This window comes from Acinetobacter johnsonii, from assembly GCF_048551975.1.
Lineage (GTDB): Bacteria > Pseudomonadota > Gammaproteobacteria > Pseudomonadales > Moraxellaceae > Acinetobacter > Acinetobacter johnsonii_A.
Map to the genome: position 1 here is coordinate 38,373 of NZ_JBIMCF010000001.1, position 16,405 is coordinate 54,777.

Annotated in this window: 15 protein-coding genes; 8 read left to right on the plus strand and 7 right to left on the minus strand. The window is 41.8% G+C overall.

What is annotated here, in order from left to right; genetic code table 11:
• Nucleotides 1–9: 9 nt before the first annotated feature.
• Together ACG9ZB_RS00190 and ACG9ZB_RS00195 are read right to left on the minus strand one after the other, a co-directional pair.
• Nucleotides 10–1,035, minus strand: coding sequence for a methyltransferase (locus tag ACG9ZB_RS00190; RefSeq protein ID WP_419323355.1), 1,026 nt, complete (start codon nt 1,033–1,035; stop codon nt 10–12).
• Nucleotides 1,036–1,102: 67 nt separating this feature from the next.
• The gene (locus ACG9ZB_RS00195) at nt 1,103–2,473 is read right to left on the minus strand and encodes a uracil-xanthine permease family protein (protein ID WP_419323357.1); all 1,371 of its coding nucleotides are present in this window, start codon (nt 2,471–2,473) and stop codon (nt 1,103–1,105) included.
• 171 nt (nt 2,474–2,644) lie between these two features.
• Here ACG9ZB_RS00195 and typA point away from each other — a divergent pair, with 171 nt between their 5' ends.
• The 3 genes from typA to ACG9ZB_RS00210 all read left to right on the plus strand — a co-directional run bounded on the left by typA (nt 2,645) and on the right by ACG9ZB_RS00210 (nt 5,585).
• Nucleotides 2,645–4,483: a translational GTPase TypA gene (gene typA, locus ACG9ZB_RS00200; protein ID WP_010327435.1), complete on the plus strand. Its 1,839-nt coding sequence runs from the start codon at nt 2,645–2,647 to the stop codon at nt 4,481–4,483.
• 204 nt (nt 4,484–4,687) lie between these two features.
• Nucleotides 4,688–5,122: a large conductance mechanosensitive channel protein MscL gene (gene mscL, locus ACG9ZB_RS00205; RefSeq protein ID WP_058870213.1), complete on the plus strand. Its 435-nt coding sequence runs from the start codon at nt 4,688–4,690 to the stop codon at nt 5,120–5,122.
• Nucleotides 5,123–5,249: 127 nt separating this feature from the next.
• Nucleotides 5,250–5,585, plus strand: a complete 336-nt coding sequence (locus tag ACG9ZB_RS00210) for a gamma-glutamylcyclotransferase family protein (protein WP_419323359.1) — start codon at nt 5,250–5,252, stop codon at nt 5,583–5,585.
• Between the two features lies 1 nt (nt 5,586).
• Here the strand turns inward: ACG9ZB_RS00210 and ACG9ZB_RS00215 are convergent, their stop codons facing one another.
• From ACG9ZB_RS00215 to mutM, 3 genes are read right to left on the minus strand one after another with little or no spacing between them, the layout of a single operon-like run.
• Nucleotides 5,587–6,015, minus strand: a complete 429-nt coding sequence (locus ACG9ZB_RS00215; protein WP_419323361.1) for a hypothetical protein — start codon at nt 6,013–6,015, stop codon at nt 5,587–5,589.
• Nucleotides 6,012–6,302, minus strand: a complete 291-nt coding sequence (locus tag ACG9ZB_RS00220) for a peptidylprolyl isomerase (protein WP_062034147.1) — start codon at nt 6,300–6,302, stop codon at nt 6,012–6,014. The genes ACG9ZB_RS00215 and ACG9ZB_RS00220 overlap by 4 nt, the downstream gene beginning before the upstream one ends.
• Nucleotides 6,299–7,153, minus strand: coding sequence for a bifunctional DNA-formamidopyrimidine glycosylase/DNA-(apurinic or apyrimidinic site) lyase (gene mutM, locus ACG9ZB_RS00225; RefSeq protein ID WP_419323363.1), 855 nt, complete (start codon nt 7,151–7,153; stop codon nt 6,299–6,301). The genes ACG9ZB_RS00220 and mutM overlap by 4 nt, the downstream gene beginning before the upstream one ends.
• Before the next feature lie 353 nt (nt 7,154–7,506).
• On the opposite strand from mutM, the gene ACG9ZB_RS00230 reads away from it, so the two are divergent.
• The 3 genes from ACG9ZB_RS00230 (at nt 7,507) to ACG9ZB_RS00240 (ending at nt 11,035) form a co-directional block, all read left to right on the plus strand.
• Entirely contained in the window at nt 7,507–8,787 is a 1,281-nt protein-coding gene (locus ACG9ZB_RS00230; protein ID WP_419323365.1) for a carbohydrate porin, read from the plus strand.
• Between the two features lie 108 nt (nt 8,788–8,895).
• On the plus strand, nt 8,896–10,011 hold the full coding sequence (locus ACG9ZB_RS00235) for an NADH:flavin oxidoreductase/NADH oxidase (protein ID WP_419323367.1): 1,116 nt from the start codon (nt 8,896–8,898) through the stop codon (nt 10,009–10,011).
• A gap of 100 nt (nt 10,012–10,111) precedes the next feature.
• Entirely contained in the window at nt 10,112–11,035 is a 924-nt protein-coding gene (locus ACG9ZB_RS00240) for an AEC family transporter (protein ID WP_419323369.1), read from the plus strand.
• Between the two features lie 41 nt (nt 11,036–11,076).
• On the opposite strand, the gene ACG9ZB_RS00245 is transcribed toward ACG9ZB_RS00240, so the two are convergent.
• On the minus strand, nt 11,077–11,886 hold the full coding sequence (locus tag ACG9ZB_RS00245) for a tetratricopeptide repeat protein (RefSeq protein WP_419323371.1): 810 nt from the start codon (nt 11,884–11,886) through the stop codon (nt 11,077–11,079).
• A gap of 290 nt (nt 11,887–12,176) precedes the next feature.
• Here ACG9ZB_RS00245 and ACG9ZB_RS00250 point away from each other — a divergent pair, with 290 nt between their 5' ends.
• Entirely contained in the window at nt 12,177–12,422 is a 246-nt protein-coding gene (locus tag ACG9ZB_RS00250) for a hypothetical protein (RefSeq protein WP_419323373.1), read from the plus strand.
• A gap of 355 nt (nt 12,423–12,777) precedes the next feature.
• Here the strand turns inward: ACG9ZB_RS00250 and ACG9ZB_RS00255 are convergent, their stop codons facing one another.
• Nucleotides 12,778–13,500, minus strand: coding sequence for a YgfZ/GcvT domain-containing protein (locus ACG9ZB_RS00255; RefSeq protein WP_419323375.1), 723 nt, complete (start codon nt 13,498–13,500; stop codon nt 12,778–12,780).
• A 265-nt stretch (nt 13,501–13,765) separates the two neighbouring features.
• Here ACG9ZB_RS00255 and acnD point away from each other — a divergent pair, with 265 nt between their 5' ends.
• Entirely contained in the window at nt 13,766–16,372 is a 2,607-nt protein-coding gene (gene acnD, locus ACG9ZB_RS00260) for a Fe/S-dependent 2-methylisocitrate dehydratase AcnD (protein WP_419323377.1), read from the plus strand.
• Nucleotides 16,373–16,405: the final 33 nt, after the last annotated feature.

The following is a 16,405-nucleotide window of genomic DNA, read 5'->3' on the forward strand; positions in this document are numbered from 1 at the left end:
CATTGTTCCTTAAGATTTCTTTTGTGTGCTAGCAAACAGCACTTTAAAGCCTTGTTGATCGGCTTTGGTTGTACATTGGCCAAAACTTTGCTCAATGAGTAATGGATAATTCAGAAAGCGGTTGGCAACAATCCACAACTCGCCATCCGATTTAAGATGGCGACGGGATGTTTTGCATAAATTTTCGCTGGCATTGTAATCTGTATGAATGCCTTGATGGAATGGGGGGTTACTGACGATTGCGTGTAAAAACAGAGGGGCATCCTCAATTCCGTGTACCGCTTTAATCTCAAGTTGTTCTGGTAAAAGGTTATTTTTCTCAAAAGTCATTTTTGTTGAAGCTAATGCAAAGGCATCGACATCGAGTGCAAAAATGCGATTTTTCGGATTTAACTTGGCCAAATAAGCACTGATCACGCCTGCACCACAGCCAAAGTCTGCAATTTTTCCAGAAGTGACCTGTGAAAGGTGAGGCAATAACACGGCTGTACCCACGTCCAGACGATTTTGACTAAACACACCCGGTAATGCGCAAATCTGTAATTCACCTTTCGGAGTTGGCACGGTATAGAGTTGTGCCCAATCAGCTAAAGGTTTTGCGGTTACGGTTTTTTCGGTGACTAACTGCCACATTTGACAATGTCGAGCGCTGTCTAATTTGAGGGTTTTACCAAAAGGTTGCAGCTGTTTAGAAGCGCGCTCTACACCTCCTTTCTTTTCACCGACTAAAAAGATCGATGCACCTACGGCCAAACGACTCACCAGTTGGTGTAGGACATAATTGAGTAGTTCTTTTGACTTTGGAACAAACACGATGGCTTGATCAAAAGCGACATCAGGCAAATCTATACCAAAATGCACATCACTTTGTTGGTTTTGGAAATATTGTAATTCGTTAAAATTCCATGTCCAAAAATGTGGTTTTACAGTACCAATTAGCTGTGTGTTTAATTCGTCGCACGGTGCATTGACCAGTAAAACTGAACCAGAGAGAAATTCTTGCTGGCGAAGAACAACTTCACTTCGTGGATCCATTTTATATACTCCATTGTAAAAACGATGCCCAGACAGTGCTGGGCAAAGTGCATACAGAAATGAACAATTATTTCTTCGTTTCAGGAAGAATAATATTTAATAACAAGGCTGCAATACCACCTGTCGCAACACCCGAGCTAAAGATGTTACGGAATAATTCAGGTAAGTGTTCCAAAATTTGTGGAACTTGTGCAACACCCAAGCCAAGCGCCAATGAAATGGCAATAATCAGTAGTGCGCGGCGGTCAAGATAAATACCTGACAGAATGTTGATTCCAGAAGCTGCTACAGCTCCAAACATCACCATTACAGCGCCGCCTAAAACAGCTTGAGGGACCGCCTGAATCACACCTGCAACAGCAGGGAGTAAACCTAGAATCACCAATAACGCAGCAATCCAAATGCCGACATAACGGCTCGCAACGCCAGTGAGTTGAATTACGCCATTATTTTGTGCAAAGACCGAGCTAGGGAAGGTGTTGAAAATACCCGCAAGGAAAGAGTTTGCACCATTCACCAAGACACCGCCTTTAATACGCTCCATCCATGTTGCACCATCGACAGGTTGGTTCGAGAGTTTAGAGGTTGCTGTAATATCACCAATCGCCTCTAAAGACGTCACAAGGTAAATAAAGGCCATAGGAATAAACAAGCTCCAAGAGAAGCTGAGTCCAAAATGCATTGGCGTCGGAACTTGTACTATAGGCGCATCTTTTAAACCTGAAAAATCCAGATGCCCCATAAAGCCTGCAAGAGTGTACCCTGCAATTAAGGCAATTAAGATAGCAGAACTTTTTACCCATGTAATACGGATGCGATTCAGCAAGATAATTAAGCCTAAAACCGTACACGACATGATTAGGTTGTCTGCATTGGCAAAGGTATTGTTTGACATGGCTTGATAGCCACCACCCATGCTGATCAGACCTTCTTTAATGAGAGTCAAACCAATCAATAACACTACAATGCCTGTGACCAATGGAGTAATGAGCATTTTCACCCAAGGCAGAATACGTGACACGCCCATTTCAATAAATGAACCTGCGATTACCACACCAAAAATTGCGGCCATGACGGATTCTACTGGAGTACCTGCAGCAACCATGGCAGAGCCAATTCCAATAATCGGGCCGATAAAGTTAAAACTGGTACCCTGAACAATCAATAAGCCTGCACCAAAAGGTCCAACTTTTTTACATTGTAAGAAGGTTGCAATCCCTGAAATGACCAAAGACATGGATAAAATCATGTTGGTGTCTTCTTTCGACACACCAAGCGCTAGACAGATAAGTAAGCCTGGAGTAACAATTGGGACAATAATTGCAAGAAGATGTTGAAAGGCAGCAAGAAAAGCAATGATTGGACGAGGGCGGTCGTTTAAACCATAGACCAAATCGAGTTGATCTGTTTGATTGGGAGAGAGATTTTGATCAGACATATGTCAAAGGGTGTTAGCAAGGTGGCGCTATTCTAATCGCTTTACACAGCTTTACAAAATTAATTACACACCACTTATCAAAAAAAATGAGTCTGTCAATAAACTGTCACTACTAAATTCTATTATTTTTCTGTATAATTTGCCCTCAAACTTTAGGCGTATCGAATTTACATGTCAGATATCAAAACTCTCCGCAACATTGCCATCATTGCGCACGTTGACCACGGTAAAACCACTCTAGTAGACAAACTTTTACAGCAATCAGGTGCACTTGGCGATCGTGCAGGCGAGATTGAGCGTGTCATGGATTCAGGCGCGATTGAAAGTGAGCGTGGTATTACCATTCTTGCAAAAAATACTGCAATCAAATGGTTAGATGCACGTACCAATACAGAATACCGTATTAACATCGTTGACACCCCAGGACACGCGGACTTCGGTGGTGAAGTTGAACGTGTGATGTCGATGGTTGACTGTGTACTTCTTCTTGTTGACTCTCAAGAAGGTCCAATGCCACAAACTCGTTTCGTAACGCAAAAAGCGTTCGCACGTGGTTTGAAGCCAATCGTAATTATTAACAAAGTCGACAAGCCAAGCGCGCGTCCAGATTGGGTAATTGACCAAGTTTTTGATTTATTTGATAACCTTGGTGGTTCTGACGAACAGTTAGACTTCCCAGTTGTTTACGCTTCAGGTCTTCGTGGTGTTGCTGGTCCATCTCCAGAAGAACTTGCTGAAGATATGACGCCATTGTTCCAAACCATCGTAGACATTGTTGAACCACCAGCAGTTGATGTTGATGGTCCATTTCAAATGCAGATTTCATCACTTGACTATAACAGCTTCGTAGGTGTTATCGGTGTTGGTCGTATTCAACGTGGTTCTGTAAAATTAAACACACCAGTAACTGTGATTGATAAAGACGGTAAGACACGTAATGGTCGTATCTTAAAAATCATGGGTTACCATGGTTTAGAACGTGTTGATGTTGAATCTGCTCAAGCAGGCGATATCGTGTGTATCACAGGTATTGATGAACTTCATATTTCTGACACCATTTGTGATCCGAAAAATGTTGAAGCTTTACCAGCATTGTCTGTAGATGAACCTACAGTAACGATGACTTTCCAAGTAAACAACTCTCCGTTTGCTGGTAAAGAAGGTAAATTTGTTACTTCACGTAATATTCGTGAACGTCTTGACCGCGAATTAATTCATAACGTTGCACTTCGTGTTGAAGATACTGATAGTCCTGATAGCTTTAAAGTATCAGGTCGTGGTGAACTCCACCTTTCAGTTCTTATTGAAAACATGCGTCGTGAAGGCTTCGAGATGGGCGTATCTCGTCCACAAGTAATCTTGAAAGAAGTTGATGGCGAAAAGCAAGAGCCATATGAAAACGTAACATTTGACGTTGAAGAACAGCACCAAGGTTCTGTAATGGAACAAATGGGTCACCGTAAAGGCGAAATGACGAATATGGAAGTTGACGGTAAAGGCCGTATCCGTATTGAAGCAACTGTTCCTTCACGTGGCTTAATTGGTTTCCGTTCAGAATTCTTGACCATGACTTCTGGTACAGGAATCATGACTTCAAGCTTCTCGCATTACGGTCCAATGAAACAAGGTACTGTTGCGAAACGTCAAAACGGTGTGTTGATTTCTATGGTTCAAGGTACTTGCCTTGGCTATGCATTGTTCACATTGCAGGACCGTGGTCGTCTATTTGCTAAACCTCAGTTAGAAGTTTACGAAGGTATGATCATTGGTATTAACTCTCGTTCAGATGACATGACAGTTAACCCAACTAAAGCAAAACAGTTAACAAACGTACGTGCTTCTGGTACTGATGATGCGTTGACTCTTGTTCCTGCTGTTGAATATACGCTTGAACAAGCGCTTGAATTCATTGAAGATGATGAATTAGTTGAAGTAACACCTAAGTCAATCCGTATCCGTAAGCGTTACTTGACTGAAAACGAACGTAAACGTAACCGTTCTGGTAAATAAGTTTTAAAAATGATGTTGTCCTCATGCGGGGCAGCAAAATTTAAAAATGCCATCAATTTATTGATGGCATTTTTTTTTGTTTAAAATTAGCAAACCAATATATAAAAGCAGATGATTTCCGAGTAAATTACGTGGAAATGAAGCTATAAAATTAAATGTATACTTCGTCACATAAATTAAAGTCAAAAAAAACTGGAGATTTAAATGAGTATTATTCAAGAGTTCCGCGAATTTGCGGTAAAAGGCAACATGATCGACTTGGCTGTCGGTGTGATTATTGGTGGGGCATTTGGTAAAATTGTTGACTCATTAGTGAAAGATATCATCATGCCATTGATTACTGTGATCACTGGCGGTGGTGTGGATTTCACACAAAAGTTCTTTGTTTTGGGCGATAACCCAAACAATTTACAGTCTTTAGATGAGTTAACCAAAGCAGGTGTAAATGTCCTGACCTATGGTAACTTCCTTACGATTTTAATTAACTTCATCATTTTGGCATGGGTGGTGTTCTTAATGGTGAAAATGATTAATCGTATGCGCCGTAAACAAGAAGAAGTAGCGCCAGAACCAGCAGCAACGCCAGAAGATATCGCGTTGCTACGTGAAATTCGTGATGAATTGAAAAAACGTCAGTAATTGAACCGTTAAAATAAAACGGCACATCAAGTGCCGTTTTTTTATGTCTGAGACTTATCCGAAGACTGGTTTTTGTACAGTTTTGGTTTTATGATGCGCGCTGATTGAATAGCTGTGATGATGCCATATGAACCAATTATTTGTCTATGGGACGCTCCGTCCAAATCATGAAAATGCCTATCTTTTAGAGCGTATAGGTGGAACATGGCAAAAAGGCTATGTGCATGGCGTGGTGCATATTTTGGATTCGGGACCTGACAAAGGCTTATTCGCCATTGTTTTAGATCCGCAAGCAGTAGCAGTTGAAGGATATTTTTTTAGCAGTGAAAAATTAACCGAACATTGGGATGCGTTGGATGAATTTGAAGGGATACAGTACCAACGGGTAAAGGTGCAGGGAGTGTTAGCCTCTGGTGAACTTGTTGATGCGTGGACTTATGAGATGAAACCAAAGCAACGATGAACTAGTTTACTTTAGGAACTTTATAAGGCTCAAGAATTTCTCTAAATTTTTTGGTAATTTTAGTTTGGAAATATGTCCCTTTTTCCAACCATGTCTTATCTGCAATATTATTTTCTACTTGTACTAATATATAGTCATGAGGGTAAATATATAAATCACCTTGTTCAAAAAAGGCAATATAGATATTCTTTGCCCAATATTTTCGTGCAAAGGAAATACTGCCCTTTAGCTGAATTTTAAAATCTGAAATACCATCAATATGAACAGCAATACAATCTGCGCCATTCCAGTCGTCATTAAGCCAAAGACAGTTGTAGCCATAATCTGCTAGTATCGCTGCCATTTTATGGAAATTATATGTTTCTTGTGCTTTTGAATTGAGTGTTCGATATTCAATTTTTGTAAGCTTAATACCATCTTGTTTAATCATCTTAAGCCATCCATACGAAATTTAATTTCTAATAAATGAAAACCAAATTGGCTCTTGATGGGGCCATGTAGTACCTTTTCAGCTGCACTAAAAACCAATTTATCAATTACAGGCACCAATTGGCCTTTTTTGACTTCACCCAGTTCACCACCGCGCTTAGCTGAGTTACAGGTGGAATATTGCTTGGCAATTTTGGCGAAATCGGCACCATCGTGGATTTTCTTTTTCAGTTGTTCAGCAAGGTCTTTGTCTTTGACCAAAATATGACGAACAATAGCAGTTTTCATTTGATTTTTCCTCGAGCTGTGGCTTTGGGCTTAGGTTGCACTTTTTTCAGCGGTTGGCATTCGGGACAAAATACAGAAGCACGCTGTCCCAGTTTGATGTTTTCAAGCGTGGTTTCGCAGTTCACACACATTTCACCTGCTCGGCCATAAGCCAATAAGGTTTGTTGAAAGTAGCCATTTTCACCCATCGCATTGGAATAGTCCCGAAGGGTAGACCCACCTAAGTCTATGGCCTGCTGTAAGATACGTTTAATTTCGACCACCAATTTTTCAATTTGGTTGTGCGTTAAACTAGACGCCACTTGCGCAGGGTGTATGCCCAAATTAAACAAACTCTCTGTGGCATAGATATTTCCGACACCAACCACCACATGATTATCCATGATTGCAACTTTTATGCCGACCTGTTTGTTTTTCAACTTTTGACTTAAATATTCAGCGTTAAAATCAGCACTCAGTGGTTCAGGCCCAAGGGGATCGATTAACTTGGTTTGCGAATATTCATCCAACCATAAAATACAGCCGAAGCGGCGTGGGTCATGGTAGCGTAGCTCAACATCTTCAAAACGAATAATCAAATGATCGTGTTTACGCAGGGTTTCACCCACCTCACAAATACGGAAACTCCCTGACATGCCCAAATGCCAAAGCATCGTGTCTTGTTCAAAAACGGCTAGAATGTATTTAGAGCGGCGTTTGAGTTGAACTAAACGCTGTCCCACCAGTTTGCTGAGATCTGCGGGAATTGGCCAGCGCAGGCTCGACTGGCGAACTTCAACACTAAGCACCTGTTGATCTAATAACGGCACTAAACTGGCTTTGGTGGTTTCAACTTCTGGTAATTCTGGCATGGCAACATGAGATGATAAAACTTGAGGCTAATATTGCGGTCTACACGCGAGATTGCAAGTGATTTCAACGAGAGGCTTGCCTTTAGTACATTTGTACAAAGCTAAAGTGCGGGATTGTGTGTAGTGATTAGGAATCATCATTCTCAAATTACACTCTTGAATTGAGTGAAAACTGCCATGAATACCCCAAATCAAATCTTCTATTTATTGCTGTGGGCGATATTGATAACTTTTTTTTGACTTAATGATAAAAATTTTGCTGAGATCTTTGTTTAAAAATTATGTACTTTTCATTAAATTTTTCATTTAAATGAAATGGATTGTTCTTCATTTTAGTTTGGGGCTTAGGTTTTATGCGACAGTTTTCTTTCTCTTTATTTGCAACAGCAATGTGTGCCTGGGCGACAGTGTGTCATGCGGAGCAGATGTTGGATGCACATGGTCAGTATTTGTTTGGTGACTGGCAGGGAAAACGAACTGAATTGGCACAAAAAGGCATTAAGTTTGAAGCCAATGCTCTAATAGATACCAACTATTTGGCGGATGGCGGTCGCAATGCAGGTGCAAGCCCAAGTACTGCTTCGCAGTTTTGGCTAGGAACACAATTTGATTTAGAAAAGTTAGCCGGCTGGGAAGGGGTCACCGTTCGTTTTGTTGCGACTGCGCGTCAAGGACAAAGTACCTCAATTCGCGATTTACAAGATCCTTCTGCACCACAATTAGCCAATGTGCAAGCCACCTATGGCCGTGGAAACCAAGATAGCCGTTTGTCAGAGCTTTCGATTGAAAAGCGTTTTAAAGAACAAGGGCTCAGTGTCAAAGTTGGGCGACTGGGTTTAGGTTCTGATTTTGATGTGATGGCCTGTGATTTTGTCAGTAATGCCTTTTGTGCCGCACAAATGGGGAAATGGCAGGGCAATATCTGGATGAATACGCCGGTTTCACAATGGGGGGGGCGCATTAAATATCAAGTGACTCCTGAAGTGGCAACGCAAATTGGGGTGTACGAATTTAATCCAGATAATGGCAATGGCAAAGCCGAGGGACAAGGTTGGAGCCTAGACACAGAACATGCCGACGGTGTGACTATTCCAGTAGAAGTGATTTGGACACCAAAAGCACTGTTCAATGGTTTGGCGGGGAGCTATCGTGTCGGTGGGATCTATAACACCGCAGATGATCCAAATAACCAATATGATGTGGCTTATGGCAAAGGTGTGGTTGGCGAAGACCGGACATTTGCAGGATGGATTGCCATCGAACAGCAACTGATTTCAACGGGTGCAGGGCGCCAAGGTTTGCATAGTTTTGCCAACTTTACATGGCATGACCGCATTACTAATAAAGTAGATAACTCACAACAAGTGGGGCTGAAATATATTGGGGTATTTGAACAGCATCCGACGGATATTCTAGGTTTGGGTGTGAATCGAGTACACCTAAATGATCGATTCACTGCGGGTAAAGCACAGTATGATGCGAGCGCGGAATACAATATTGAACTGAACTATAGCTATAACGCTACGCCGTGGTTAATGTTACGTCCCAACATTCAGTATGTGGTCAACTCAGGTTCAAGCCATGTGGTGGATAATGCACTGGTCTTGGGGCTCGGAAGCCGCATTATTTTCTAAATGGATAGCCATAAAAGTGCAAAGGTTTGACAACAGATTTGCACTTTTAGCGTTGAATGCAAGGCACTTTATTTGTTATAGATCATAATGAGTACAGGGAGAGCTATGATGCCATTATTATTTCAACCCATTCAATTTGGGGATCTAAACTTAACAAATAAAATCGTGATTGCACCGATGTGCCAATACTCAGCTAATGATGCGGGTGAGCTGAGCTATTGGCATGAGCAACAATGGGCCAATTATGCTTTGTCAGGTGCGGGCTTGTGTATTGTTGAAGCGACAGCCGTACAAGCTGTAGGACGAATCAGTTTTGCGGATTTAGGGCTGTGGAATGATTTGCAACGTGCACAAATGAAGGCCTTGCTTCAAAAAGTCAAAACACTTTCACCAATGCCTTTTGCCATTCAACTGGCACATGCGGGGCGTAAAGCATCGACCGATCTTCCTTGGTCGGAAAAAGGTCAGATCAAACCGAATGAACCGCATGGTTGGCAAACGGTGTCTGCCAGTGATGTCCCCTTTAAGCCCGAAGAGCATGCACCACATGCTTTAAGTGTGACGGAGATGCAAGACATCATTGATGACTTTGCCAGTGCAGCAGTACGGGCAGTAGATGCAGGTTTTGAGCTGATCGAACTACATGCAGCCCATGGCTATTTGTTGCATCAGTTCATGTCACCGCTGTCGAACCGACGGACTGATGAATATGGCGGAAGTTTTGAAAACCGCATTCGATTTACCTTAGAAGTATTCCAAGCCATTAAACAAGCTGTTCCTGAAAATTATCCCGTAGGTATACGTTTATCTGCAACCGACTGGATGGAGTCGACTGCAACAGAAAGTTGGGATATTGATTCAACGGTTGGGCTATCAAAAGCGTTAGAGCAACTCGGTGCGGCTTATATTCATGTTTCAAGTGGTGGCTTGCATGTGGAACAAGACATTCAGATTAAGCCCAATTATCAAGTGCCTTTTGCCCATGCAGTGAAACAAGCGGTGAAAATTCCAGTCATTGCGGTGGGCTTGATTACAGAAGCTAAGCAGGCTGAACATATTTTAGAAGCGAAAGAAGCAGATGCAATTGGTCTGGCGCGTGCCATGTTGTATGACCCACGATGGCCGTGGCATGCCGCTGCAGAACTGGGTGGGAAAGTCTCTATCGCACCGCAGTATTTACGGTGTCAGCCACATGGGATCAAAGATTTGTTTTCTGCGTTTTAATCATATATTCGCCCATTGATCTTTTAAAATATTTCAATTGAGTAAAGGTGTATCCTAGGATAGGTCTTTACTTACATCATCTGGAAAAGGAACAGCTTGAATGATTTTTTCGGTAATTTTTCCAGTATTTTTCCTGCTCTTCCTTGGTTTTGCCTCTGTCAAAATCCAGTTGCTCGCTAAAGAGCAAATGATTGCGATCAGTGCTTTTGTCATCAAAATTGCATTACCTGCTTTATTGTTGCATGCCTTAGCTTCAAAAGACTTGCATGAAATTTGGTATCCGTCATATTTTTATGTTTATGCCGCTGTGACCTTTGGCTTATTTATTACGGCTTTTATTTTAGGTCAAAAGCTGTTTAAAAATCACTTTACCCATGCTGCAGTCTTTTCACTGGGTGCATCCATGTCGAATACGGGGTTATTGGGAGCAGCAATTTTGACACTTCTGATGGGAAGCGAAGCGATGATTTACATTTCATTGGTGGTGATCATTGAAAGTGTATTTCTTGTACCGCTGATGCTCACTCTGGCAGAAATAGGGCGACAAAGGCAAGCCAATTTAGCCTCCATTTTAAAAACTACATTTCTCACGCTACTCAAAAATCCGTTGTTCTTATCGGTAATGATTGGCATGAGCTGCGCGATTTTCGAAGTTCAAATTCCACATTTAATCGACCAAGTATTTGCGATGCTAGGTCAGACTGCTGCACCTTTAGCGCTCTTTATTATTGGTGGGGGAATGGTAGGGCTAACCATTCAATCGTTTAACTTACAAACCGTTTATCTGGTGGCGTCTAAAAATTTTTGTATGCCATTCTTGGTTTATTTAGGGCTGACCTATTTGACTGAATTGGAGCCAAAGATGATTTATGCAGGGACCTTGATTGCGGCTTTACCAATGCCGTCTCTATTTGGAATTTTTGGGCAAGTGTATGGCTTAAATGAAAAAGCACTCACCCCATTGATGATCAGCACGCTATTGAGTTTTGTGGTGGTCAGTGTCTTGATTGGTCTTTGGTGGTAAAAAAATACTCTCGCTTGAGAGTATTTTTTGGAAGAAGAGATTTATTTTTTGACCGCAGCTGTTGCAGCAGCGGCTTTGGCTTGATCGGCAATCATTTTATCAACCATCGCCAAAGATTCTTTGGCTTGCGGTACATTTTCTTTAGCTAAAGCGGTGAAAATTTTCTTCGCTTCAGGCAAGTTCTGCGGAATGATATTGCCATTAGCAAACATATTGCCTACGGCCATTAGGGCAGGAATATAGCCTTTTTTGGCTAAGTCTTGAATGCTGTTGAGGCCTTTTTGAATGGGTGTTTCTTGTTTGTTTTTAAAGCCTGTGCTGATGTCGTACAGGGCTTTTGCATGAATGGCTTGATAGTTGCCTTTTTTCACCAAAGGCTCAAGTTTCTTAAGGGCCAACTTTTCAGACTCTGGTTTATTTTCAGAAAATAACAGTATGGCATATTCAACGGTTGCATCATCAAAGCCTAGTTTAGATGCGGCTTCAAAGTGTTGTTTGGCTTTGTTAATGTCTTGAGGCAAGCCTAAAGTACCAGTGACATAGTTTTTCGCAAGCACATAATGCGCAACAGGATAGCCTTTGTTTGCAGCATCTTGATAGAGATGAATGGCTTTCTTCTCATTCTTCGCTGTGCCTTGGCCAGTCTGAGTCAAATAAGCCAAGTTGTACATGGCTTGTGGGTTGCCAGACTTTGCCAGTTTTTCTAACGCTTGATATGCCCCCGCCATATTGTTGGCTTTAACCATTTCTTCAATCTTGGCAAATTCGGGGTTGATGGTATCTTGAGTGGAGGCTGCAAGTGCAAGCTGGCTAGAGAGTGCAATTAAGCTTGTAAGTACGATTTTCTTCATGTTTTATAAACCTTTTTCTTACACATAAGTCCATCTATGTGTATTTTTTTGAGTCATTTCACATCATAAGTTGAATTGTGTGAATGTAAATATCTGAATTGTGTCTTGGTCTTACAAATTTCCGTTGATTGTGTTGATCGGTATATCTTTTTCCAATACAAACCGCGTGCTGTGCAGTGGAAAAGTCTGAAACGTGTTATTGGTATTTGTAGCTGATGAGCTTCGGGTTTTATTAGGATTCTGGCTTAGATTCTGTTTAAATAGCGCTGAAATTGAATAGTGAGTTCAGCATGTTTATTAAGTCAATTAAGCGAAATTATTTAAAAGTTTTGGCCGATGAGTCGATTCCAGATGGCGAAAAAATTGATGCCTTATTGATGAAATTAGGTAGTGAGTTTTTAGTGAGCAAAGATGACCGTGTATATATTTTTGAAAAAGACGGTGTGACCGCAAAATTTGATGCTAAACATGCACGAGACTTTTCATTTAAAGACTATCTCTGCAAAGACATGAATAAGCTGTTTCATGATTTTTGATATTTCATATTCATTAAAAATGAGTGAACTGTTCAATAGTGCTGTTAAATAGTTTAAGTCCTTGGATGAGCCTTTTACCCAAGTACTGATGCTTGCTATAGAGTTCTAAAGCAATAATTTTTTTATATTTTGTTTATACCTGAAGAACGAGTGTGAATGTCTTTACCCACTGCAAAGATACTTGCAGTGGTCAGGCTAAAAGATAATAGGACTTATTATTGTTCCGATGATAAGGATGGTGTGATTTATTATGTGAGGAAGAAAGATCCCTCATCGCTCTAAGTTAAAAAAAGCCTCTAAAACTAAGAATAAGTTTTAGAGGCTAATTTATCACAACATTCTAAAATTTATAGACTTATTGTGGGCGAGCCACATCACCGTTTAAGCGTTCTGGTAAGTCTAAAACCGTCACATCCAGTTCGGTCAAAGACTCAGGACGTGCCACCACCAACGCGATATAACCGCCATCAATCGCAGCGCTGTTCAGCACTTGAATACCTTTATTCAACTGTTCAGCTTGCGCAGGTGCACTGCCTGTACCCTGAATTAAATGTAACCATGCTTTAGGTTTAGCTTTAAACCATAAACGTGCAATCACTTCCTGTCCCAAATAACAGCCTTTGTCATAGTGTACCCCTCCACGCTGGTGTAAGCGAAGTTCTTGAGGTTGAAACATATGCTCAATGCTTTGGTCAATAAATGCCTCACCATGAGTAATGGCTTGCACTTGCCATGCAGCAATATCGGTAGGCTCAGCAGAAAAGGTGGTACGGTCTTGCGTAAAGGTTGGGAAAACTGAACCCACAGGTTCAAGTTTCATTTTAGAGAAAGCGCCAAACTTTTTAATGTGCTTAGCAAACTCTTCCGACTGGTCTTGAGTGGTGACAATTTCAAAGTGCTCAGGATTACGTTTTGTCAGCCACAAACCAAAGTGGATACGGCCTTTCAAGTCACAAATGGCGGTGTATTGCGTTGTATTTTCAGCCAAAGCTTCAACGTTGACCGTCACTTGGCCTTGTAAAAATTTGAGTGCATCTACACCAATTAAAGTGAAAGAGGAGAAAGCTAGATCGCTCATGAATTGCTCGCCTACCTTAAAATCTAATACTAAAGAATGAGAGCTATTTTCCGCTATTTTTCAGAAAAAATCATATTTAGAGTAAATATTTAAAAGTTAATGTAACCAAATGTTTAAAAAACCCCTGTTTTTATATCTAAGTTAATGAAATATAAAAGATTTGGGAAATGGGTTTTCGACAGTGTAGTATGCCTAGCAGACAAAGATGAATTGTCTAGTAAAGAAAGACAGTGAAGAAAAATGAAACACCAAAGGCAGGAACGCTATGAACAATAATCACCGCAAACCACTGCAAGGCACCCAGCTAGAATACTTTGATGTGCGAGAAGCCATTGAACAGATTCAGCCAGGCGCTTATGCCAAACTTCCTTATACATCAAAAGTACTTGCAGAACAGTTGGTGCGCCGTTGTGATCCTGCAATTTTAGAACAATCTTTAAAACAATTGATTGAGCGTAAACAAGAGCATGATTTTCCGTGGTATCCAGCGCGTGTAGTGTGTCACGACATTTTAGGTCAAACTGCATTGGTGGATTTGGCAGGCTTGCGTGATGCGATTGCCGATCAGGGTGGTGATCCTTCCAAAGTGAATCCTGTCGTACCTACCCAGTTAATTGTCGATCACTCTTTAGCTGTGGAATATGGTGGTTTTGACCCAGATGCTTTCCGTAAAAACCGTGAAGTGGAAGATCGTCGTAATGAAGACCGTTTCCACTTTATTGAATGGACGAAAACTGCATTTGAAAATGTTGATGTGATTCCTGCGGGCAACGGCATCATGCACCAGATCAATCTGGAAAAAATGTCCCCAGTGATTCAAAACCGTGAAGGCATTGCATTCCCAGATACTTGTGTCGGTACAGACTCACATACACCACATACCGATGCTTTGGGTGTCATTTCTGTGGGTGTAGGCGGTCTTGAGGCTGAAAACGTGATGTTGGGTCGTGCTTCTTGGATGCGTCTGCCAGATATTATTGGTGTTGAGTTGGTTGGTGAGCGTCAGGCGGGTATTACAGCAACTGACATCGTGTTGGCTTTAACTGAGTTCTTGCGTAAAGAACGTGTGGTTGGTGCTTATTTAGAATTTTTTGGTGAAGGAGCAGATAGCATGTCGGTGGGTGATCGTGCCACGATTTCCAACATGACACCTGAATATGGTGCAACTGCTGCCATGTTCTATATCGATCAAAACACCATCGACTATTTAACCTTAACAGGTCGTGAAGCAGAACAGGTCAAACTGGTTGAAACTTATGCCAAAGAAATTGGTCTTTGGGCATCTGAAATGACTCAGGCAGAATATCCACGTGTATTACGTTTTGACCTTTCAACGGTAACTCGTAACATTGCAGGTCCATCGAATCCGCATGCGCGTGTATCAACATCTGACCTGAAAGAAAAAGGTATTGCGGGTGTGGTAGAAAACCGTACTGATGGCTTGATGCCAGATGGCGCTATCATCATCGCCGCAATTACTTCGTGCACCAATACTTCAAACCCACGTAATACAGTGGCAGCAGGTTTGTTGGCACGTAAAGCCAATGAGTTAGGCTTGGTGCGTAAACCTTGGGTGAAGTCGTCATTTGCACCAGGTTCTAAAGCAGCAGCATTGTACTTAGAAGAAGCAGGCGTACTAAAAGACTTGGAAAAACTCGGTTTTGGTATTGTGGCTTATGCATGTACCACCTGTAACGGTATGTCTGGCGCATTAGACCCAGCGATTCAACAAGAAATTATTGACCGTGACTTGTATGCGACTGCGGTCCTGTCGGGTAACCGTAACTTTGATGGTCGTATCCATCCGTACGCAAAACAAGCTTTCTTGGCATCTCCACCGTTGGTTGTGGCTTACGCGATTGCGGGCACTATTCGTTTTGACATCGAAAAAGATGTTTTAGGTACAGATCAAAAGGGTAATCCAATTTACTTAAAAGATATTTGGCCGTCAGATGAAGAAATTGATGCTTTGGTGAAAGAATCAGTTAAACCTGAACAATTCCGCCAAGTGTATATTCCAATGTTCGACTTGGGCGAGTCGAAAAAATCTGAAAGTCCACTCTACGACTGGCGTCCACAAAGTACTTATATCCGCCGTCCGCCATACTGGGAAGGTGCATTGGCGGCTCCACGTACATTGGCCAATATGCGTCCGTTGGCAATTTTGGGCGATAACATCACCACAGACCATTTATCTCCATCGAATGCGATTGTTTTAGATTCGGCAGCAGGGGAGTATTTGGCAAAAATGGGTTTGCCAGAAGAAGATTTCAACTCTTATGCAACGCACCGCGGTGATCACCTGACTGCACAACGTGCAACTTTGGCGAATCCGAAATTGTATAATGAAATGGTGGTACGTTCAGACGGCACAATTAAGCAAGGTTCTAAAGCGCGTGTTGAGCCAGAAGGCGAAGTAATGCGTATGTGGGAAGCGATTGAAACCTATATGAACCGCAAGCAGCCGTTAATTATTATTGCGGGTGCAGATTATGGTCAGGGTTCAAGCCGTGACTGGGCTGCAAAAGGTGTGCGTCTTGCGGGCGTGGAAGCAATTGTCGCTGAAGGTTTTGAGCGTATCCACCGTACCAACTTGGTGGGTATGGGCGTATTGCCTCTTGAGTTTAAAGCAGGTGTAAACCGTAAAACTTTAGGTTTGGATGGTACGGAGTTGTATAGCGTAATAGGTAATATTGCGCCGCGTTCAACTTTGACTTTGGTGATTGAGCGTTCAACGGATGATGGTAAAAACCAAACGATTGAAGTGCCTGTCACTTGTCGCCTAGATACCGAAGAAGAAGTGTCTGTATATGAAGCGGGTGGTGTATTGCAACGCTTTGCGCAAGATTTCTTGGAAGGGAATGTGGCTTGATAATGTAAGCTAAAGTTATTGATGTTAGTTGAA

What these genes read in the sequence shown, in the direction of transcription:
- ACG9ZB_RS00230 (WP_419323365.1), top strand. Translation starts at nt 7,507, where the DNA reads ATGCGACAGTTTTCTTTCTCTTTATTTGCAACAGCAATGTGTGCCTGG.
- mscL (WP_058870213.1), top strand. Translation starts at nt 4,688, where the DNA reads ATGAGTATTATTCAAGAGTTCCGCGAATTTGCGGTAAAAGGCAACATG.
- ACG9ZB_RS00215 (WP_419323361.1), bottom strand. Translation starts at nt 6,015, where the DNA reads ATGATTAAACAAGATGGTATTAAGCTTACAAAAATTGAATATCGAACA.
- ACG9ZB_RS00255 (WP_419323375.1), bottom strand. Translation starts at nt 13,500, where the DNA reads ATGAGCGATCTAGCTTTCTCCTCTTTCACTTTAATTGGTGTAGATGCA.
- ACG9ZB_RS00240 (WP_419323369.1), top strand. Translation starts at nt 10,112, where the DNA reads ATGATTTTTTCGGTAATTTTTCCAGTATTTTTCCTGCTCTTCCTTGGT.
- ACG9ZB_RS00210 (WP_419323359.1), top strand. Translation starts at nt 5,250, where the DNA reads ATGAACCAATTATTTGTCTATGGGACGCTCCGTCCAAATCATGAAAAT.
- ACG9ZB_RS00235 (WP_419323367.1), top strand. Translation starts at nt 8,896, where the DNA reads ATGCCATTATTATTTCAACCCATTCAATTTGGGGATCTAAACTTAACA.
- ACG9ZB_RS00250 (WP_419323373.1), top strand. Translation starts at nt 12,177, where the DNA reads ATGTTTATTAAGTCAATTAAGCGAAATTATTTAAAAGTTTTGGCCGAT.
- ACG9ZB_RS00195 (WP_419323357.1), bottom strand. Translation starts at nt 2,473, where the DNA reads ATGTCTGATCAAAATCTCTCTCCCAATCAAACAGATCAACTCGATTTG.
- acnD (WP_419323377.1), top strand. Translation starts at nt 13,766, where the DNA reads ATGAACAATAATCACCGCAAACCACTGCAAGGCACCCAGCTAGAATAC.
- ACG9ZB_RS00220 (WP_062034147.1), bottom strand. Translation starts at nt 6,302, where the DNA reads ATGAAAACTGCTATTGTTCGTCATATTTTGGTCAAAGACAAAGACCTT.
- typA (WP_010327435.1), top strand. Translation starts at nt 2,645, where the DNA reads ATGTCAGATATCAAAACTCTCCGCAACATTGCCATCATTGCGCACGTT.
- ACG9ZB_RS00245 (WP_419323371.1), bottom strand. Translation starts at nt 11,886, where the DNA reads ATGAAGAAAATCGTACTTACAAGCTTAATTGCACTCTCTAGCCAGCTT.
- ACG9ZB_RS00190 (WP_419323355.1), bottom strand. Translation starts at nt 1,035, where the DNA reads ATGGATCCACGAAGTGAAGTTGTTCTTCGCCAGCAAGAATTTCTCTCT.
- mutM (WP_419323363.1), bottom strand. Translation starts at nt 7,153, where the DNA reads ATGCCAGAATTACCAGAAGTTGAAACCACCAAAGCCAGTTTAGTGCCG.